Here is a 16,487-nt window from a genome sequence, read left to right on the forward strand (position 1 = left end):
GGGCCGCGGCGGGCGTGCACTCCGACGACAGCGGTCTGCGCCCGTCGGCGATGTGCCGCGGCCGCGGCGTTCCTAACGTCTCCGAACGTGGCTCATGTCGAAGGCTCGCACCATGTGACCCTGTCCGTCGCCGGCGCCCAGGAGGACGTCGACTTCCACACGAAGATCCTCGGCATGCGCTTCATCAAGCGCACCGTGCTGTTCGACGGCTCGCTGCCGATCTACCACCTCTACTACTCCAACGCCGACGGCGACCCGTCCAGCGTCGTCACCACGTTCCCGTGGGCGCAGGCCGGCCAGTTCGGCACCCGCGGCACCAACCAGGCCCGCGAGGTGCTGCTGTCGGTGCCGGACGGCTCACTGGACTTCTGGGCGCAGCGGCTGCGCTCCCACGACATCGAGGTCGCCGACGTCGAGCGGTTCGACCAGCGGCGGCTCGCGTTCGCCCACCCGTCGGGCATCGAGTACCAGTTCGTCGCGAACGCCGCCGACCCGCGCCGCGGCTACGAGGGCAACGGGGTCTCGGCCGAGCACGCGATCCACGGCATCCACGGTGTCGGGGTGCACATGACCACCCCGGACCGGATGGTCGAGTTCGCCGACACCTCGTTCTTCGCCCAGGGCGCCCCCGCCGAGGACGGCGACGTGGTCGGGCTCCGGATCGGCGACGCGAAGGTCGGCAACCACCTGGAGATCACCGTCAACCGCCGCGACGACCAGGGCACCTGGCGCTACGGCGCGGGCACCTACCACCACTTCGCCTGGAACGTGTCCGACCTGGCGAACCAGGACGCGGTGAAGTTCGACATCGAGGGCGCCGGCTACACCGACATCTCCGAGCTCAAGGACCGCAAGTACTTCAAGAGCGTCTACGTCCGCACGCCGAGCGGGGCGCTGTTCGAGCTGGCCGTCACCCACGAGGAGGGCGGCTGGACCTGCGACGAGTCGCCGCACGAGCTCGGCACCCGGTTCCAGCTGCCCGAGCAGTTCGAGGACCGGCGCGAGGAGATCTTCGCCAAGCTGGAACCGATCGAGGGCTGATGACCACCTGGGGGGACCCGGACGCGCCGCTGGTCGTGCTCGCCCTGCACGGGCGGGGCCGCGACCCCGACGACATGCGGGCCACCGCGGCCCGGTTCGGGGACGTGCCCGCCCGGTTCGTCGCGCTGGCGGCACCGGGCGGCAGCTGGTACCCGAAGCCGTTCCTGGAGCCGTTCGACGAGAACCGGGACGCCCTGCTGCGCGCGCTCGACGTCGTCGACGACCGGCTGGCCCGGCTGGCGGACGACGGTGTCGGCCGGGACCGGGTCGTGCTGTGGGGGTTCTCCCAGGGCGCCTGCCTGGCCGCGCACCACCTGCTGGTGCGCGACCCGCGCCCGTGCGCCGGGCTGGTGCTGTTCACCGGCGGCTTCGTCGGGCCGGACCCGGTCCCGGCGCCGCCGGGCGGCTCGCTGGCCCCGACGCCCGCGGTGCTGCGGTCGATCTCGCACGACCCGTGGGTACCGGCGCACCGGGTGGAGGAGACGGCGTCGCTGCTGGTCGCCGGAGGTGCGCGGGTGGACCTGCGGATCGACGACGGCGACGAGCACGTGATCACCGACGAGGCGTGCGCGGCCGCAGCGGGACTCCTGCACGCGGTCGCTGTCGGGGGTCGCCTCTAGCGTGGGGGTGTGTTCGTCGTCCACGCCCTGCACTCCCCCGCCCGCGGCGTCCTGCTGTGGGCGGAGGACGGCGAGCGCACCCCGCGCACCGACCGGCGGTCGCTGCGCACGGCGCGGCCGCACCCGTTCGCGGTGCCGTCGGACGAGCTGGCCGCGATCCATCCGGGCAAGCCGGCGTCGGTGACGGTGCTGCTGCCCTCGCAGCCGTCGGGCCCGCAGGTCTCCCCCGGGCTGGTCCGCTCCCGGCCACGTACCCGGAGCCGGGCCACGCCGACGCTGGCGCCGTGGACGGTGCCGGCGGTGGTCGTCGACCCCTCCGAGCTGACCGACCCCTCCGACGAGGTCCGCTACGGCGCCGGGTTCGCCCATCTCGCCGACCTCGCCCGGCTCGCCGAGGAGCTCGCGGCGCGCGGCCGGGTGCTGCCGGTGCTGCTGACCGAGTCCGGGCGACCCGCGGCACGCTGGCGCCCGGTCGTCCAGGGTCTCGACGCGGTGGCCCGCGCGGACCTGGTGCGGCGGCTGCCGCCGGTCGCGCGGGCCGAGCAGCGGCGCCCGGGCGACGTCGCCGGGCAGGACCCGGACGCCCTGGTCGACGCCGCGCTGGCCCGGTTCACCGACGCCGCGGTCCGCGAGCGGCTGGGGCGCAGCGCCGCGATGCCGCTCCCGCTGCCCGCCCGCGCGGACGCCCCGGCGGCGTTGCTGCACGCGCTGACCGGGCCGTCGGCCGACCTGCCCGCGACCGGGGCCGGGCTGCAGGCGCTGCGCGAGGCGCTGTCGGTGTGGGAGGACGTCGGTCGCGAGCAGCCCGGCGCCGCCACCGCCCTGTTCCGGCTCGCCGAGGTGTCCACGCTGCACGACCCGGCGGACCCCGGCCCGGACCTCGACGACCAGACCGGTGACGGCACCCGGTGGGAGCTGCACTTCGCGCTGCGCTCCACCGAGGACCCGAGCCTGGTGTTCGACGCGGCCGGGGTGTGGGCCGGCGAGGCCGACGCCCTGGTCGCCGGCGCGCAGGACGTGCTGCTGGCCGAGCTGGGGCGGGCCGCCCAGGTGCTGCCCGGGCTGGTGCCCGCGCTGCGCCGGGCCCGGCCGACCGGCCTCCCGCTCGACGTCGCCGGCGCGCACCGGTTCCTCACCCGGGACGCGCCGGCGCTGCTGGCGGCCGGGTTCGGGGTGGCGCTGCCGCGCGGCTGGGACGGGCGCCGGCCCCTGGGGCTGCGGCTCTCGGCGTCGTCGGCCCCTGCGCCGGGGGTGATCACCCGCGGCGGGCTGGGGCGCGACGAGCTGGCGGAGTTCCGGTGGTCGCTCGCCGTCGGTGACGAGGAGCTGGGCGAGTCCGAGATCGCCGCGCTGGTGGCGGCGAAGGCACCGCTGGTCCGCCTGCGCGGGCGCTGGGTCGCCGTCGACGCCGAGGCGCTGGCGCAGGGGCTGGACTTCCTGCGTCGCCACCGGGACCGGCCGCCCACCGTCGGGGAGGTGCTGGCCGCGGCCCGCGGCGACGCGGACGCCCCGCTGCCGGTGACCGACGTGTCCGCCCGCGGGCACCTCGGGGCGTTGCTGGAGGGCACCGCCGACCAGGCGCTGACGCCGGTGCCGTCCCCGCCGGGGTTCACCGCGACGCTGCGCCCCTACCAGGAGCGCGGGGTGGCGTGGCTGGCGTTCCTGTCGTCGCTGGGGCTGGGGGCCTGCCTGGCCGACGACATGGGGCTGGGCAAGACCGTGCAGCTGCTGGCCCTGGAGGCCCACGACCGCGCCGGTGGGCCGACCGGCGCCCCGACCCTGATCGTGTGCCCGATGTCGATGGTCGGCACCTGGCAGCGGGAGGCCGCGACGTTCGCCCCCGGCCTGCGGGTGCACGCCCACCACGGTGCCGCCCGTCCGCGCGGCGACGCGCTGCACGCCCGGCTCGGCGCGGTGGACCTCGTCGTCACCACCTACGCGACCGCGACCCGCGACGCGGAGGACCTGCGGGCGTGGCGGTTCCACCGGCTCGTCCTCGACGAGGCCCAGATGATCAAGAACGCGCACGCGGCGGCGTCGCGCACGATGCGCTCGTTCGACGCGGGCCACCGGGTCGCGCTGACCGGCACGCCGATGGAGAACCGGCTGGCCGAGCTGTGGTCGGTGATGGACTTCCTCAACCCGGGGGTGCTCGGGGTCCCGGAGGTGTTCCGGCAGCGGTTCGCGGTGCCGATCGAGCGTCACCGCGACGCCGGGACCGCCCGCACGCTGCGCCGGATCACCCGGCCCTACCTGCTCCGGCGGGTCAAGACCGATCCCACGGTGATCGACGACCTGCCGGAGAAGATCGAGATCGTGGCCGACCACCGGCTCACCCAGGAGCAGGCATCGCTGTACCGGACCGTCGTCGACGACATGATGGAGAAGATCGAGGACAGCGACGGCATCGAGCGCCGCGGCAACGTGCTGGCCGCGATGACCAAGCTCAAACAGGTCTGCAACCACCCCGCCCAGCTGCTGCACGACGGGTCCCCGATCCACCGGGCCGGCGGGCGGCACCGCTCGGGCAAGGTCGCCCGGCTGGAGGAGATCCTGGAGCCGGTGCTCGCCGCCGGGGACCGGGCGCTGCTGTTCACCCAGTACACCGAGTTCGCCGCCATGCTGCGCCCGCACCTGTCGGCGCGGTTCGACACCGAGGTGCTCTACCTGCACGGCGGCATCCCGAAGAAGCGGCGCGACGAGATGGTCGCCCGGTTCCAGTCCGGGGAGGGGCCGCAGCTGTTCCTGCTGTCGCTGCGCGCGGGCGGCACCGGGCTCACGCTCACCGCGGCGAACCACGTGATCCACCTGGACCGGTGGTGGAACCCGGCGGTCCAGGACCAGGCCACCGACCGGGCGTTCCGGATCGGGCAGCGGCGCGCGGTGCAGGTGCGCCGGTTCGTGTGCCCGGGCACGGTCGAGGAGCGGATCGAGGAGCTGGTCACGTCGAAGCGGTCGCTGTCGGACATGGTGGTGACCGGCGGGGAGGACTGGCTGACGTCGCTGTCGACCGCCGAGCTGCGCGAGGTGTTCGCGCTCGGCTCCGACGCGGTGGCCGATCCCGACGAGGACACCGGAGACGGCGATGAGTGACCGGCCGTTCTGGGCGCAGGAGGACTTCACCGGTGGGCCGCCGCGCCGTGTCGAGGGCGGGATCCGGATCCACGCGACGAGGGGCGCGGTCGCCCGGACCTGGTGGTCGGGGCGGTTCCTGGCCGTGCTGGAGCGGCTCGGCGTCGGCGGGCGGCTCTCGCGTGGCCGCAGCTACGCCCGGTCGGGGCAGATCGTGTCGCTCGACGTCGACGCGGGCGCGGTGGTCGCGCTCGTCCAGGGCACCCGGCCGCAGCCCTACCGGGTCCGGATCGGGCTGCGGGTCTGGGACAAGACCGAGTGGCGGCGTGTGGAGGAGGCCCTGGCCGCCGACGCCTGGTACACCGCGGCCCTGCTGGCGGGGACCGTGCCCCCGGAGATCGAGGAGCTGCTCGACGGCCTGGGGCTGTCGCTGTTCCCGGCCGAGGGCGCCGACCTCTCGCAGGACTGCTCGTGCCCGGACCACACGGTGCCGTGCAAGCACCTGGCCGCGGTGTTCTACGTGCTGGCCGAGCGCTGCGACACCGACCCGTTCACCCTGCTCACGCTGCGTGGACGAGACCGGGACGCGCTGCTGGAGCGGTTGCGGGCCGAACGCGACCGCACCGACGGCCCGGCCGCACCGGCCGGGCCGGTGCCGCTGGCGGACCTGCTGGACCGCTTCTGGGAGGGAGCGCCCGGGTCCGCTCCCCCGCGTCCGCCGGACACCGGGCCGGGTGCGGTGCTGGACCAGGTTCCCGAGCCGCCGCTGCGGGCCGGCGGCGGGCGGCTGACCGACGCGTTGCGGCCGGTGTACGAGGCGCTGGCCCACCCGGACGCGTGAGGAGCCGGGCGGAGCAGCTGTTCGCGCTGCCCACCGCGGAGACCGACGAGATCCGTGCCCGACATGACGCACCGCAGACGGGAGGCCGGGATGCGTAGTCCGTGGACGGCCCTGCGCACGTCGCAGGAGCAGATCAGGAACGAGACCGACGAGCGCGCGGAGCTGGTGCAGCTGCGACGGCGCTGCCTGGAGCTGCAGGCGGTGGTGGTCGCCGGGGGGCTCGGCATGGTCACCCTGCTGGGCCGCCCGCTCGGACTGCGGGACGCATCGGGGGCGACCTGGTCCGGTGCCGTGCTCGTACTGGTAGCAGCCCTGCTCGCCGTGTGGCTGGTCGCGCGGGCGATCGGCCGACGGCGGTACGGGACGCACGTGACACCCGAGCGGGATCGTGCGGAGACCCTTCACGCACTGCTGCTGCTGCCGCTGTTCGTGATCGTCGCCGGGGCCGCCCACTGGTGGGTGGGTGGCGACCTCGCCGACACGGGTTTCTACGTCGTAGTGCTCGCCATCGCCATGGGTGCGGAGCTGGGGCTGCGTCTGTGGTTGATCCGGAAGCCCGCCCCGGGCGACGACCGAGCCGGAGAAATGTGAGGGCCCGGTCGCCGTGGTCGAGCGACCGGGCCCTCGTCCCGAACTGACGCGCCGCTCCCACCACGAAGCGACACGTGAAACTTAGCCAAGGCTTACCTATGTTGTCAACGGCCTCCACCGGATTCCCCCGGCAGCGTTGCCGAACGACCGACGAGCCGGCCGTGCCGTGGCGCGCGAGCAGGCCCGAGCCGACGCTCGTGACCTCGCCGTACCCGCCGGGGGCGCCGTGACACCGGGGACGTGGACACCGAGGACGTGAAGACCGAGGCCGCAGCACCGGCGACACGGCACCGGCGACACGGCACCCGCACGGACCCCGGAACGCGGGACGGCCCGGCCGCTGTGGTCGATGCGGCCGGGCCGTGTTTCCCGAACTGACGCGCCGCTCCCACCACGAAGCGACGTCCTGAAGTTAGCCTAGGCTTACCTCAAAAGTCAAGAGCGGCGCGCGGATCCGGGAGGCCCTCAGCCGGCGACGGCCCGGGCACGGGCCGGGTCGAGGCGGCCGGTGGACCCGGTGTGGCGCTCGAACCAGATCGTCGTCAGCGGCGGGATGCTGGCGAGCAGCCCGATCACCGTGGTGCGCAGGTCCCAGCGGAACAGCCGCGCGGTCCACAGCGTGACGAGCACGTAGGCGATGAACAGCGCACCGTGGATCGGCCCCATGACCTGCACCCCGACCTCGGTGGTGGCCAGCACCCACTTGACGAACATGCCGATCAGCAGACCGGTCCAGGACAGCGCCTCGGCGATCGCCACGGCACGGAAGACCTTGGCGACGAGGGACGGGTCGTTCATGACGGGGGCTTCCTCCAGTCGGGCGGGACGTCTGGCGTCCACTCTGCCGTAGTCCCCGCCCCACCTTCTACCGGGTGTCGAAATACACGTCCCGCGATGAGATCCGGCGCCGTGGCCGGTCGGAGTGGGCAGGGGCCCCGTCCGTGGGGCGCCGACCCGACCGGAGGTGGCATCCGTGCTCGATCTCGCCCCGACAGCCCGCGCCGTGGCCGACGTCGTCACGGGTGTCCGCGACGACCAGCTCCACGACCCGACCCCGTGCGACGGCATGTCCGTCGCCGCCCTGCTCGACCACCTGCACGGTCTGGCGTGGGCGTTCCGGGTCGCGGCGCAGAAGTCCCCCGAGGCCGCGGGCACCGCGCCGAGCGCCGATGCCGCGCACCTCGTCGCGGACTGGCGCACCGCGATCCCGGCCCGGCTCGACGCGCTGGCGCAGGCCTGGCGCGAGCCGGCCGCCTGGGAGGGGTTCACCGCGGCGGGCGGGCTGGACCTGCCGGCCGACGTCTCCGGGGTCATCGCCCTCGACGAGCTGGTCCTGCACGGCTGGGACCTCGCCGTCGCGACCGGGCGCCCGTTCACCCCGGACGACGACGCCGTCGCCGCCGTCCTGGAGTTCACCAGCGCCATGTCCGCACCCGGTCAGGAGGCGTCGCGGGAGGGGTTGTTCGGACCGGTCGTCGCGGTGCCGGCCGACGCGCCGCCGTTCGACCGGGCGCTGGGCAACAGCGGTCGGGACCCGCGCCGGGGCCGCTGACGCGGGTACCGTCGACCGGTGTGGTGGCCTCCCCGCACGGCAAGGTCCGCATCGGCGTCGGCTCGGTGGGGCTGCGCACCACCGACCCGGGCTCGGAGTTCGACGAGTTCGTCGACGCCCTCGACCGCGCGGGCGTCGACTCGCTGTGGCTGCCCGACCTGGTCTCCGCCCCCGGCGTCGACGCGCTGGTCGGCACCACGTGGGCGGCCGCCAGGACCCGGACCCTCAAGGTCGGCACCGGCGTCACGATCCTGCCCGGCCGCAACCCGATGCTGCTCGCGGCCGAGCTCGCATCGCTGGCGGTGCTGGCGCCGAAGCGGATCCTGCCGGCGTTCGGCTTGCGTGCGGCGACGCCGTCGGAACGCCAGCTGTTCCCCGTCCCCGGCACCCGGGCCGCGGTGTTCGAGGAGTCCCTGGTGGTGCTGCGCCGGCTGGTGTCCGAGGAGACGGTGACCCACCACGGTGAGTTCTTCACCCTCGACGACGCGTCGGTCGCACCACGCCCGACCCGCCCGCTCGACCTGTGGCTCGGCGGGCGTGCCGAGGTCGGGCTGCGCCGGGTCGGCCGGCTCGCCGACGGCTGGCTGGGCAGCTTCCTCACCCCCGACGAGTCCGCCCGCGCCCGCACCGTGATCGAGGCCGCCGCCCGCGACGCGGGCCGGGCGATCGACGACGACCACTACGGCACGAACGTCACCGTCGTGCTGCCCGGCGACGGGTCCGACGCCGCCGCCGAGCAGGCGCTGCACCGGGCCGCCCAGCAGCGGCCCGACGCCGACCCCGAGCAGCTCGTCGCCCGCGGGTGGGACGGTGCCGCCGAGCAGATCCGCCGCCACGTCGAGGGCGGGCTGACCAAGTTCGTCGTGCGCCCCGCCGCCCCGGCGCGGGACTGGGCCCGGTTCCTCGACGAGTTCGTCGCCGAGCTGGGGCCGCTGGAGTCCGGGTGAGGCTTGCTCCTCCCCCGACGGGAGGTCCCACACTGCGACCATGTTGAGCATCGGGGAGTTCGCCCGGATCACCGGCCTCACGGTCAAGGCCCTGCGGCACTACGACGAGCGCGGCCTCATCAGGCCGACCCGGGTCGACCCGTTCACCCGGCACCGCTCCTACGGCAACGGACAGCTCGCTGACGCCGTGCTCGTCGCAGCCCTGCGCACGGCGGACACGCCCCTGGAACGGATCCGAGCCGCCCTGGCCTCCCCGGCCGACGCCCGCGCGGTGGTGGCCGGGTTCCGCTCCGAGCTGGCCGCGGCCCGAGCCGCACAGGACGCCGCCCTCGCCGCCGCGGAGGTCTTCGTCGACGCGTTCGCCGACCCCGGTCCGGTCGTCGAGCGGGACGTCGACGCCCGGCACTGGGCCGGCGTCGAGCTGAGCGTCCCCGTACCCGACGATCCGGAGACCACCGCCGGGGCCGACGCGGCGCTGTCCCGGGCCGCCGGACGACTGCGCGCCGAGCTCGAGCACGCCGGGGCGTCGCCGCAGCAGCCGATGTGGACGGCGATGGCCGAGGGCGACGACGGCGCGGCCCTGGTGACGCTGTGCTGGCCGCTCACCGCACCGGCTCCGCAGGGGCTGCCGACGACCGTCGAGGACCTGCCCGTCCGTACCGGGACCCTGCCGAGGCGTCGTGAGCTCGTCGCACGCTGGGACCGGGGGCCGGAGGACGCGACCGGCCACGGACTGCCGCACCCCGCGATGATCGCGTTGATGCACGAGCTGTCCGCCCGCGAGGCCGCGGGGCTGCCCGACCCGTTCGACGGCACCGACGCCCTGCGCCAGACGGTGTGGCCCACCGAAGGACCCGACGGCTCCGCGGTCGTGGAACTGGCCCTCACCCTCGTCGCCCACGAGCACTGACCCCGCCGACCCGCGGCACGGCTCAGCGCGTCGTCCAGATCCCCCCGTCGACCGGCAGCACCGCGCCGGTCACGTAGGACCCGGCGGCCCCGGCCAGGAACAGCGTCGCCCCGACGACGTCGGACGGCTTCCCCAGGCGCCCGAGCGGGGTGGAGTCGGCGATCTGTTCGCCCGCCGCCTCCAGTGTGGCGCGCATCATCCGTGACGGGAACGGCCCCGGCGCGATGGCGTTCACGGTGATCCCACGCCCGGCGAGGTCACGGGCCAGCACCCGGGTCAGCTGGTGCACCCCGGCCTTGCTGGCCGAGTAGCTGTAGTTCGGCAGCTCCGGCACGCGCAGCCCGTCGATGCTGCCGATGTTGATCACGCGGGCCGGGTCGTCGGCCGACCCGGCGGCCTCCAGCAACGGCAGGAACGCCCGGGTCAGGAAGAACGGCGCCTTCAGGTTGAGGTCGAGCACCTTGTCCCAGGCGTGCGCGGGGAACTCCTCCAGTGGCGCGCCCCAGGTGGCGCCCGCGTTGTTGACCAGCAGGTGCACCCGCTCCTCGCGCGCCCCGACCTCGGCGGCCAGGCGGACGCACTCGTCCTCCGACGACAGGTCCGCGGCGATGCCGGTGCCGCCGATCTCCGCGGCGGTCCCCGCGCAGGCGTCGGCCTTGCGGCTGGACACGTAGACCCGCGCCCCGGCCTCGGCGAGGCCGCCCGCGATCATGCGGCCGATGCCGCTGGTGCCGCCGGTGACCACGGCCACTCTGCCACGGACGTCGAACAGTTCGGTGATCATGACGCACGCTAACCGGGAAGCTGGCACGCTCGCAGCCATGACCCGTTCCCGCGACCGCGACGGCCGGGGCCGTGCCCGCAACGCCCGCCCCCGCGACGCCGCCGGGCGTCCGCTCCCGCACGGCGCCCCCGGCGTCGAGCGGGTGCCCGAGGACCTGGCGCTCTCCCCCGCCGAGACCGTCACCGAGGCCCAGCGCCTGCTCGACTCGGGCCGGCCGTTCCACGCCCACGAGGTCCTGGAGGGCGCCTGGAAGGACGCCGACGACGACACCCGTGAACTGTGGCGGGCGCTGGCCCAGCTCGCGGTCGGGCTGACCCACGCCCAGCGCGGCAACGCCCGCGGCGCCGTCGCGCTCCTGCGTCGCGGCGCGGAGGGCGTCCGGCTGTGGCGGGTGCTCGACGTCGCCGTCCCGGCCGGGCTGGACCTCGACGGTCTGGTCGCGCACGCGGACGCCCTCGCCGACGACGTCGAGCGGGACGGCACCGGCGCCGTCACCTCGGCACGGCTCGCTCCGCGGTTGCGGGTCACCCGGCCGGGGGTCTGAGCGCCGGGGAGTCCGACGCCACCCCACGACGTCCGTGACTCCGGTACGGCCGCGGGGCCACCATGGCGCCGTGCCCATCCCGACCGCGCCCGCCCCGACCGCGCCGTACGGAGCCCGCTGACGGTGCCCACCCGTGCCACGTCCCGGTCCTGGCCGCGTGCGCTGCTGCGCGAGGCCCGGTCGCTGCCCACGCTGCTGCTGCTCGCGCTGATCGCCGTCGTCGGCGTGCCGCTGGTGATCCTGCTGACCCCGGAGAACCACGTCGAGGTGTTCGGCCAGGACGTCGGCGTGGGCGCCAGGGTGCCGCCGCTGACGCTGTCCGGGCCCGCGCAGATCGCCCAGCTCGGCAACGCCGAGTTCGACCTCACGACCGTGCAGGTGTGGGGTCCGATCCGGCCGCGGCTGTCGATCGGGCCGTTGAAGCGGCCCGCCGACAACGGCCCGGTCCTGGGCCCGCACACCGTCGACGGCGCCGGTGACGCGGTCCGCGACCTCGGTGAGGGGTTCGTGACCTGGTACCTGTGGGGCGCCACCGGCATCGTGCTGGTCGCGCTGTTGGGCAGCGGGCTGATGGCGACCGCGCGGCTGCTGATGGCGCTGCACCGGACCCGCGCCCGCCGGTACCGGCCGGTGCACTGGGACGACCTGGCCGGGCCGATCGGGCGAATGACCGTCGTCGCGGTGACGGCCTCGGTGCTGCTGTGGGCGGGTGCCGGGGTCGCCGCGCTGCACGGCACCCTGACCGGCCTGGGCCGGGTCACCTCGCTGACCGACCTCGTCGGGGCGGCGACGGTCACCCCGTCACCGGTCGGGCCCGCGGTGACCGGGGTCGCGGGCGCGGTGATCGGGGACTCCCGCGCGGCCCGGATCGGCGGTCCTGCGCTGCGCGGCGAGGACGGCACCGTCACCCCGGAGGACCGCGCCTGCGGGCGCAGCACCGACTCCCTCGCCGCCGAGCTCGCCCGGCTGCGTGGCGAGGACGTGCTCAACCTGGCCTGCGCCGGGGCGGGCGTCGCGGCCGGGCTGCGGGGGCCGCAGCTGCGCGAGGGCGTCACCGTCGACCCGCAGGTCGGGCGGCTCAAGCAGGTCCGGAACCTGCAGTGGGTGGTCGTCGCGGTCGGCCCGAACGACCTGGCCTGGTCGGACTTCCTGCTGTACTGCTATGGCCTCGCCACCTGCGACGACCGGCTCTCCGACGGCGAGTTCGAGTCCCGGCTGGCCGGGTTCGCCCGCGACGTCGGCGCCCTGTTCACCGACCTCGACACGCTGCCGGGCCGCCCGCGGGTGGTGGTCACCCTGTCCTACGACCCGTTCCCGGCCCGGTTCGACCCGACGTGCGCCGACATGCGCGGACCGGCCGGCACCCCGGGCCTGGACCAGGCCAAGCTCGACCTCCTCGCCGAGCGGAACCGCCGTCTCAACGACGTGCTGACCGACGGCGCCGCCCGCTTCGGGTTCGCCACCGCCGCGCCGGCCCTGGCGCCGCTGTGCGCCCCGGACCGCGACCGGATGCCGCCGGACATCATGGGGCTCGCCACCCCGGACCCGTTCCACCCGACCGCGATCGGGTCGCTGCGCATCGCCGCCTCCGCCGCCGCGGCGCTCGCGTCGGCGCGCCCCGGCGGCGGCACGCCCTGACCCAGGCCTGCCGCCGCCGGCGCGGCGGTCAGGCGTCGGCGTCGCGCAGCACCCGCAGGGCGTTGCGGTGCGCGAGCTTGGCCAGGTCGTCGGCGCTCCACCCGCGGTCGGCGAGCGCGTCGAGCAGCCGCGGGTAGGTCGAGACGTCGGAGAGCTCGTCGGGGAGCTCGGAGGTCCCGTCGAAGTCGCCGCCGATGCCGACGTGGTCGATCCCGGCGGCCTCGCGGAGGTGCTCGACGTGGGCGACGACGTCGGCGAGGGTCGCGCGCGGCGCGGGCGGACCGTCCCAGGTCGCGACGAACCGGTCGCGGGCGCCGAGGTCGCGGTGGTCGACACCGGCCGCGGCCATGGCCTCGCGCAGCCGGGTGTCCCAGCCGGTGACCGCCGCGGAGACGAAGCGGGGCACGAACGTCGCCATGACCACGCCGCCGTTGCCGGGCAGCGCCTCCAGCACGTCCGCGGGCACGTTGCGCGGGTGGTCGGTGACCGCGCGGGCACCGGAGTGGGTGAACAGCACCGGCCGGGTGCGGACGGCGAGGGCCTGGTGCATCGTCGACGGTGCGACGTGCGACAGGTCGACGATCATGCCGATGCGGTTCATCTCGGCGACGACATCGCGGCCGAACGGCGAGAGCCCGTCGTGGCGGGGCGTGTCGGTGGCCGAGTCGGCCCAGTTGTTGTTCAGGTTGTGGGTCAGGGTGAGGTAGCGGACCCCGAGCCCGCGCAGGACCCGCAGCACGGCGAGCGAGTCGGCGATGCAGTGCCCGCCCTCGGCCCCCATCAGGGAGGCGACCCGCCCGGATCCGACGACGGCGTCGACGTCGTCGGCGGTGTCGGCGAACGCCAGGGCGTCCGGATGGGCGGCGAGCAGCCGTCGCACCCGGTCGACCTGGTCGAGGACGGCGGTCACCGCCTCGTCGTGGCCCAGCTCGCCCGGCACGTACACCGACCAGAACTGCGCACCGACCCGCCCGGCACGCAGCCGGGGCAGGTCGGTGTGCAGCCGTCGGTCGCTGGCGGCGACGTCCGGCTCGGCGGCCGGGTCACCCCCGGACAACTCGCGCAGGGCCCAGGGGAGGTCGTTGTGGCCGTCGAGGACGAACGTCATGCCCCCATCAGTAGCGGATGACGCCGCGGATGTTCTTACCGGCGTGCATGTCCTCGTAGGCGGTGGCGACCTGGTCCAGGGTGTAGGTGGTGGTGACCAGCTCGTCGAGCTTCAGCGCGCCGGCCCGGTAGAGCTCCAGCTGGCGCAGGATGTCCCAGTTCGGGTTGGACATGCCGAACATCGCACCCTGGATGCGCTTCTGGAACAGGGTGACGTCGGCCAGCGACACCGGCAGCGGCTCGGTCGAGTTGATGTCCCCCAGCGCGGTGACGACGACGGTGCCCGCCTTGCGGATCGACGCCATCGCCTGCCCGATGTGGTCGGGCTTCACGACGCCGACGGTCACGACGGTCTGGTCGGCGCCCTGACCGTTGGTGAACTGCTTCGCGATCTCGGTGGCCTCCTCCATCGTCTCCACCGCGTGCGTGGCGCCGAGCTCCTGGGCCTTCTCCCGCTTCAGCGCGACCGGGTCGACGGCGATGATGTTCGCCGCGCCGGCGTGCGAGGCGCCCTGGACCGCGTTGATGCCGATGCCGCCGATGCCCATGACGATCGTGGTGTGCCCCGGCTGCACGCCGCCGGCGTTGACCGCGGAGCCCCAGCCGGTGCCGACGCCGCAGCCGACCAGGCAGGCGACCTCCAGCGGGATGTCGTCGGGGACCTTCACGCAGGAGTCCTCCGAGACCAGCGTGGTCTCGCAGAAGGTCGAGATGCCGCACATCTGGCCGACCGGGGTGCCGTCGTCGGCCAGCCGCAGGCGGGTGGTGTTCTCCTCCCAGCGGGTGCCGGCGAGCAGCCCCGCGCCGAGGTCGCACAGGTTCTGCATGCCGCTGGCGCACCAGCGACAGTGCCCGCAGGACGGCAGGAACGAGAAGACGACGTGGTCGCCCTCCTTGAGGCCCTTCTTGTTCGCCCCGGCGCGAGTGACGATGCCGGAGCCCTCGTGGCCGCCGGCGAACGGGTAGGTGCCGACCGGGATGTCGCCGGTGGCGATGTGGTCGTCGGAGTGGCACAGGCCCGACGCGACCATCTTCACCTCGATCTCGCCGGCGCGCGGCTCGTCGAGTTCGAGGTCGACGACCTCGTACTTGCCCGGAGCGCTCCGGACGATTGCTCCACGGGTGTGTCCCACGGTGGTTCTCCTCAGACTTCGTCGTCCAACGGGATGCGCACGCGACGATATGAGCCAGGCCACTCCAGGGGAAGTGCCACACGCAGATCGCGGGACACCATTCACCTGTAGATCGTGTCGCTAACGGGGCATCCGCCGCCAGACGGCGCGGGGCAGCAGCCGCAGCCCGAGGAACAGCAGCCGCAGCGTGCCGGGCACCCAGACGTCGGCGTTGCCCCGACCGCGCCGGACCGCGCGCACCGTGGCGTCGGCGACCTGCGCGGGCGTCGACGACAGCGGCGCCGGGCTCATGCCCTCGGTCATCCGGCCGACGACGAACCCCGGGCGGATCAGCACCAGCCGCACCCCGGTGCCGTGCAACGCGTCGGCCAGGCCGGAGGCGAACCCGTCGAGCCCGGCCTTGGCGCTGCCGTAGACGTAGTTGGCGCGCCGCACCCGGACCCCGGCCACCGAGGAGTAGACGACCAGCGTCCCGCTCCCCTGCGCGCGCAGCACCTGGGCCAGCTCGGTGAGCAGGTGGACCTGGGCGAGGTAGTCGGTGTGCACGATCGCGGCGGCGTGCGCGGCGTCGGTCTCGGCACGGGCCTGGTCGCCGAGGATCCCGAACGCGACGACGGCGACGTCGATCCGCCCGTGCCGGGCGGTCACCTCGTCGAGCAGCGGGCGGTGGCGGGCGAGGTCGTCGGCGTCGAAGGCGACGGTGTCCACCGCGGCGCCCGCGGCCCGCACCCGGGCCGCCTCGGTGGTCAGCTCGTCGGGGCGGCGGGCGGCCAGCACGACCGTGTCGGTGTCGCCGGCGGCGAGCCGTTCGGCGACCTCCAGCCCGATCTCGCTGCGACCACCCAGGACCAGGACCGTGCGTTCCGAACCACCCACACGGTGCAGCCTCCCACCCGGGGGCGGAGCGTCGTCGCCGTGGGGTCGGACGGGGAGACCCGCTCGACCGAGGGTGGTGTGGGTCCGCTCACACCGGCCCGGGTGGGGATGGGCGGGGACGGCGCCGTCGTTGTGTGCTGTCACGGGGCGTGCCCGCCGCGCTCCGGGAAGGGGACCGTCGTGGACCTCCTGCTGCACCACGGGCTGACCGCGTTCGGGCAGTTCGTGTCGTGGGCCGAGCTCGTCGGGCAGATCGGCGCCATCGCCGTGGTCTTCCTGGCGCGCCGGCGCAGCCTCGCGACCTGGCCGGTGCAGATGGCGGCCTGCGTGCTGCTGTTCACCGTCTACGCCTCGGCCCACCTGGGCGGGCTCGCGTTCCGGCAGGTCATCGTGCTGGCCATCTCGGTGTTCGGGCTCGTCGCGTGGCTGCGCAGGCGCGACCCGGTCTACGGGCTCGCCGTGCGCCAGGCGAGCACCGCCCAGCGGCTCGGGCTGACCGGGCTGCTCGTCGGCGGCACCGTCGTCATGGCGCTGGTCCTCGACGCGCTCGACGCCAGCTGGGCGCCCTGGCCGGATGCCGCGATCTTCGTCGGCACCGCGGTCGCGTTCCTCGCCCAGGCTCTGCGGTTCGTCGAGTTCTGGGTGATCTGGCTGCTGGTCGACGCCGTCGGCGTGCCGTTGCAGCTGGCCTCGGGGCTGTGGTTCTCCGCCGCGGTCTACGTCGTGTTCGCCGGGCTGGTCGTGCACGGCTGGTGGAGCTGGGCGCGGACCCGGCGCACCGTGGCGGCCGCGCAGCGGGAGCCGTCGCGGGCGGTCTGAGCCGCCGCGGGA

At 74.9% G+C, this 16,487-nt stretch carries 16 protein-coding genes; 11 read left to right on the top strand and 5 right to left on the bottom strand.

Going from position 1 to position 16,487, the window contains the following annotated elements:
• The first annotated feature begins 87 nt into the window (after positions 1 to 87).
• The 5 genes from Ae717Ps2_RS14640 to Ae717Ps2_RS14660 all read left to right on the top strand — a co-directional run bounded on the left by Ae717Ps2_RS14640 (position 88) and on the right by Ae717Ps2_RS14660 (position 6,165).
• A complete protein-coding gene (locus Ae717Ps2_RS14640) occupies positions 88 to 1,041 on the top strand; it encodes a VOC family protein (RefSeq protein ID WP_075306751.1) in 954 nt (317 codons plus the stop codon).
• A complete protein-coding gene (locus Ae717Ps2_RS14645) occupies positions 1,041 to 1,661 on the top strand; it encodes an alpha/beta hydrolase (RefSeq protein WP_075333501.1) in 621 nt (206 codons plus the stop codon). The genes Ae717Ps2_RS14640 and Ae717Ps2_RS14645 overlap by 1 nt, the downstream gene beginning before the upstream one ends.
• A 9-nt stretch (positions 1,662 to 1,670) precedes the next feature.
• Positions 1,671 to 4,754 (top strand): DEAD/DEAH box helicase, encoded by a 3,084-nt coding sequence (locus Ae717Ps2_RS14650; RefSeq protein ID WP_075333502.1) that lies wholly within the window; start codon positions 1,671 to 1,673, stop codon positions 4,752 to 4,754.
• A complete protein-coding gene (locus Ae717Ps2_RS14655; protein WP_075306754.1) occupies positions 4,747 to 5,574 on the top strand; it encodes an SWIM zinc finger family protein in 828 nt (275 codons plus the stop codon). The genes Ae717Ps2_RS14650 and Ae717Ps2_RS14655 overlap by 8 nt, the downstream gene beginning before the upstream one ends.
• 90 nt (positions 5,575 to 5,664) lie before the next feature.
• Positions 5,665 to 6,165 (top strand): hypothetical protein, encoded by a 501-nt coding sequence (locus tag Ae717Ps2_RS14660; RefSeq protein WP_139318743.1) that lies wholly within the window; start codon positions 5,665 to 5,667, stop codon positions 6,163 to 6,165.
• 465 nt (positions 6,166 to 6,630) lie between these two features.
• Here the strand turns inward: Ae717Ps2_RS14660 and Ae717Ps2_RS14665 are convergent, their stop codons facing one another.
• Positions 6,631 to 6,963: a DUF3817 domain-containing protein gene (locus tag Ae717Ps2_RS14665; protein WP_075306756.1), complete on the bottom strand. Its 333-nt coding sequence runs from the start codon at positions 6,961 to 6,963 to the stop codon at positions 6,631 to 6,633.
• A 175-nt stretch (positions 6,964 to 7,138) separates the two neighbouring features.
• Here Ae717Ps2_RS14665 and Ae717Ps2_RS14670 point away from each other — a divergent pair, with 175 nt between their 5' ends.
• Genes Ae717Ps2_RS14670 through Ae717Ps2_RS14680 form a run of 3 tightly spaced genes read left to right on the top strand, consistent with a single transcriptional unit; the run spans position 7,139 to position 9,574 of the window.
• The gene (locus Ae717Ps2_RS14670) at positions 7,139 to 7,717 is read left to right on the top strand and encodes a TIGR03086 family metal-binding protein (protein ID WP_170917078.1); all 579 of its coding nucleotides are present in this window, start codon (positions 7,139 to 7,141) and stop codon (positions 7,715 to 7,717) included.
• Positions 7,718 to 7,737: 20 nt separating this feature from the next.
• Positions 7,738 to 8,664 (top strand): TIGR03854 family LLM class F420-dependent oxidoreductase, encoded by a 927-nt coding sequence (locus Ae717Ps2_RS14675; RefSeq protein WP_233147563.1) that lies wholly within the window; start codon positions 7,738 to 7,740, stop codon positions 8,662 to 8,664.
• A gap of 40 nt (positions 8,665 to 8,704) precedes the next feature.
• Entirely contained in the window at positions 8,705 to 9,574 is an 870-nt protein-coding gene (locus Ae717Ps2_RS14680; RefSeq protein WP_075333504.1) for a MerR family transcriptional regulator, read from the top strand.
• Positions 9,575 to 9,596: 22 nt separating this feature from the next.
• Here the strand turns inward: Ae717Ps2_RS14680 and Ae717Ps2_RS14685 are convergent, their stop codons facing one another.
• Positions 9,597 to 10,358: an SDR family oxidoreductase gene (locus Ae717Ps2_RS14685; RefSeq protein WP_075306760.1), complete on the bottom strand. Its 762-nt coding sequence runs from the start codon at positions 10,356 to 10,358 to the stop codon at positions 9,597 to 9,599.
• 37 nt (positions 10,359 to 10,395) lie between these two features.
• Between Ae717Ps2_RS14685 and Ae717Ps2_RS14690 the strand changes: the two genes are divergently transcribed.
• Together Ae717Ps2_RS14690 and Ae717Ps2_RS14695 are read left to right on the top strand one after the other, a co-directional pair.
• Positions 10,396 to 10,902, top strand: a complete 507-nt coding sequence (locus Ae717Ps2_RS14690; protein WP_139320210.1) for a DUF309 domain-containing protein — start codon at positions 10,396 to 10,398, stop codon at positions 10,900 to 10,902.
• Between the two features lie 123 nt (positions 10,903 to 11,025).
• The gene (locus tag Ae717Ps2_RS14695) at positions 11,026 to 12,540 is read left to right on the top strand and encodes a GDSL-type esterase/lipase family protein (RefSeq protein ID WP_075306762.1); all 1,515 of its coding nucleotides are present in this window, start codon (positions 11,026 to 11,028) and stop codon (positions 12,538 to 12,540) included.
• A gap of 28 nt (positions 12,541 to 12,568) precedes the next feature.
• On the opposite strand, the gene Ae717Ps2_RS14700 is transcribed toward Ae717Ps2_RS14695, so the two are convergent.
• The 3 genes from Ae717Ps2_RS14700 to Ae717Ps2_RS14710 all read right to left on the bottom strand — a co-directional run bounded on the left by Ae717Ps2_RS14700 (position 12,569) and on the right by Ae717Ps2_RS14710 (position 15,656).
• On the bottom strand, positions 12,569 to 13,648 hold the full coding sequence (locus Ae717Ps2_RS14700) for a dipeptidase (protein ID WP_075333506.1): 1,080 nt from the start codon (positions 13,646 to 13,648) through the stop codon (positions 12,569 to 12,571).
• Between the two features lie 7 nt (positions 13,649 to 13,655).
• Entirely contained in the window at positions 13,656 to 14,780 is a 1,125-nt protein-coding gene (locus Ae717Ps2_RS14705) for an NDMA-dependent alcohol dehydrogenase (protein WP_020626236.1), read from the bottom strand.
• 120 nt (positions 14,781 to 14,900) lie between these two features.
• Complete coding sequence (locus tag Ae717Ps2_RS14710; protein ID WP_075306764.1) at positions 14,901 to 15,656, bottom strand: SDR family NAD(P)-dependent oxidoreductase; 756 nt, start codon at positions 15,654 to 15,656, stop codon at positions 14,901 to 14,903.
• Positions 15,657 to 15,836: 180 nt separating this feature from the next.
• Here Ae717Ps2_RS14710 and Ae717Ps2_RS14715 point away from each other — a divergent pair, with 180 nt between their 5' ends.
• Positions 15,837 to 16,475: a nicotinamide mononucleotide transporter family protein gene (locus Ae717Ps2_RS14715; RefSeq protein ID WP_075311890.1), complete on the top strand. Its 639-nt coding sequence runs from the start codon at positions 15,837 to 15,839 to the stop codon at positions 16,473 to 16,475.
• The last annotated feature ends 12 nt before the right edge of the window (positions 16,476 to 16,487 follow it).

It is taken from the genome of Pseudonocardia sp. Ae717_Ps2 (assembly GCF_001932475.1).
GTDB lineage: Bacteria > Actinomycetota > Actinomycetes > Mycobacteriales > Pseudonocardiaceae > Pseudonocardia.

Bases quoted from the DNA above. Each gene is read 5' to 3' on its own strand.
- Ae717Ps2_RS14645 (WP_075333501.1), top strand. From the start codon at position 1,041: ATGACCACCTGGGGGGACCCGGACGCGCCGCTGGTCGTGCTCGCCCTG.
- Ae717Ps2_RS14655 (WP_075306754.1), top strand. From the start codon at position 4,747: ATGAGTGACCGGCCGTTCTGGGCGCAGGAGGACTTCACCGGTGGGCCG.
- Ae717Ps2_RS14660 (WP_139318743.1), top strand. From the start codon at position 5,665: ATGCGTAGTCCGTGGACGGCCCTGCGCACGTCGCAGGAGCAGATCAGG.
- Ae717Ps2_RS14665 (WP_075306756.1), bottom strand. From the start codon at position 6,963: ATGAACGACCCGTCCCTCGTCGCCAAGGTCTTCCGTGCCGTGGCGATC.
- Ae717Ps2_RS14680 (WP_075333504.1), top strand. From the start codon at position 8,705: ATGTTGAGCATCGGGGAGTTCGCCCGGATCACCGGCCTCACGGTCAAG.
- Ae717Ps2_RS14685 (WP_075306760.1), bottom strand. From the start codon at position 10,358: ATGATCACCGAACTGTTCGACGTCCGTGGCAGAGTGGCCGTGGTCACC.
- Ae717Ps2_RS14690 (WP_139320210.1), top strand. From the start codon at position 10,396: ATGACCCGTTCCCGCGACCGCGACGGCCGGGGCCGTGCCCGCAACGCC.
- Ae717Ps2_RS14700 (WP_075333506.1), bottom strand. From the start codon at position 13,648: ATGACGTTCGTCCTCGACGGCCACAACGACCTCCCCTGGGCCCTGCGC.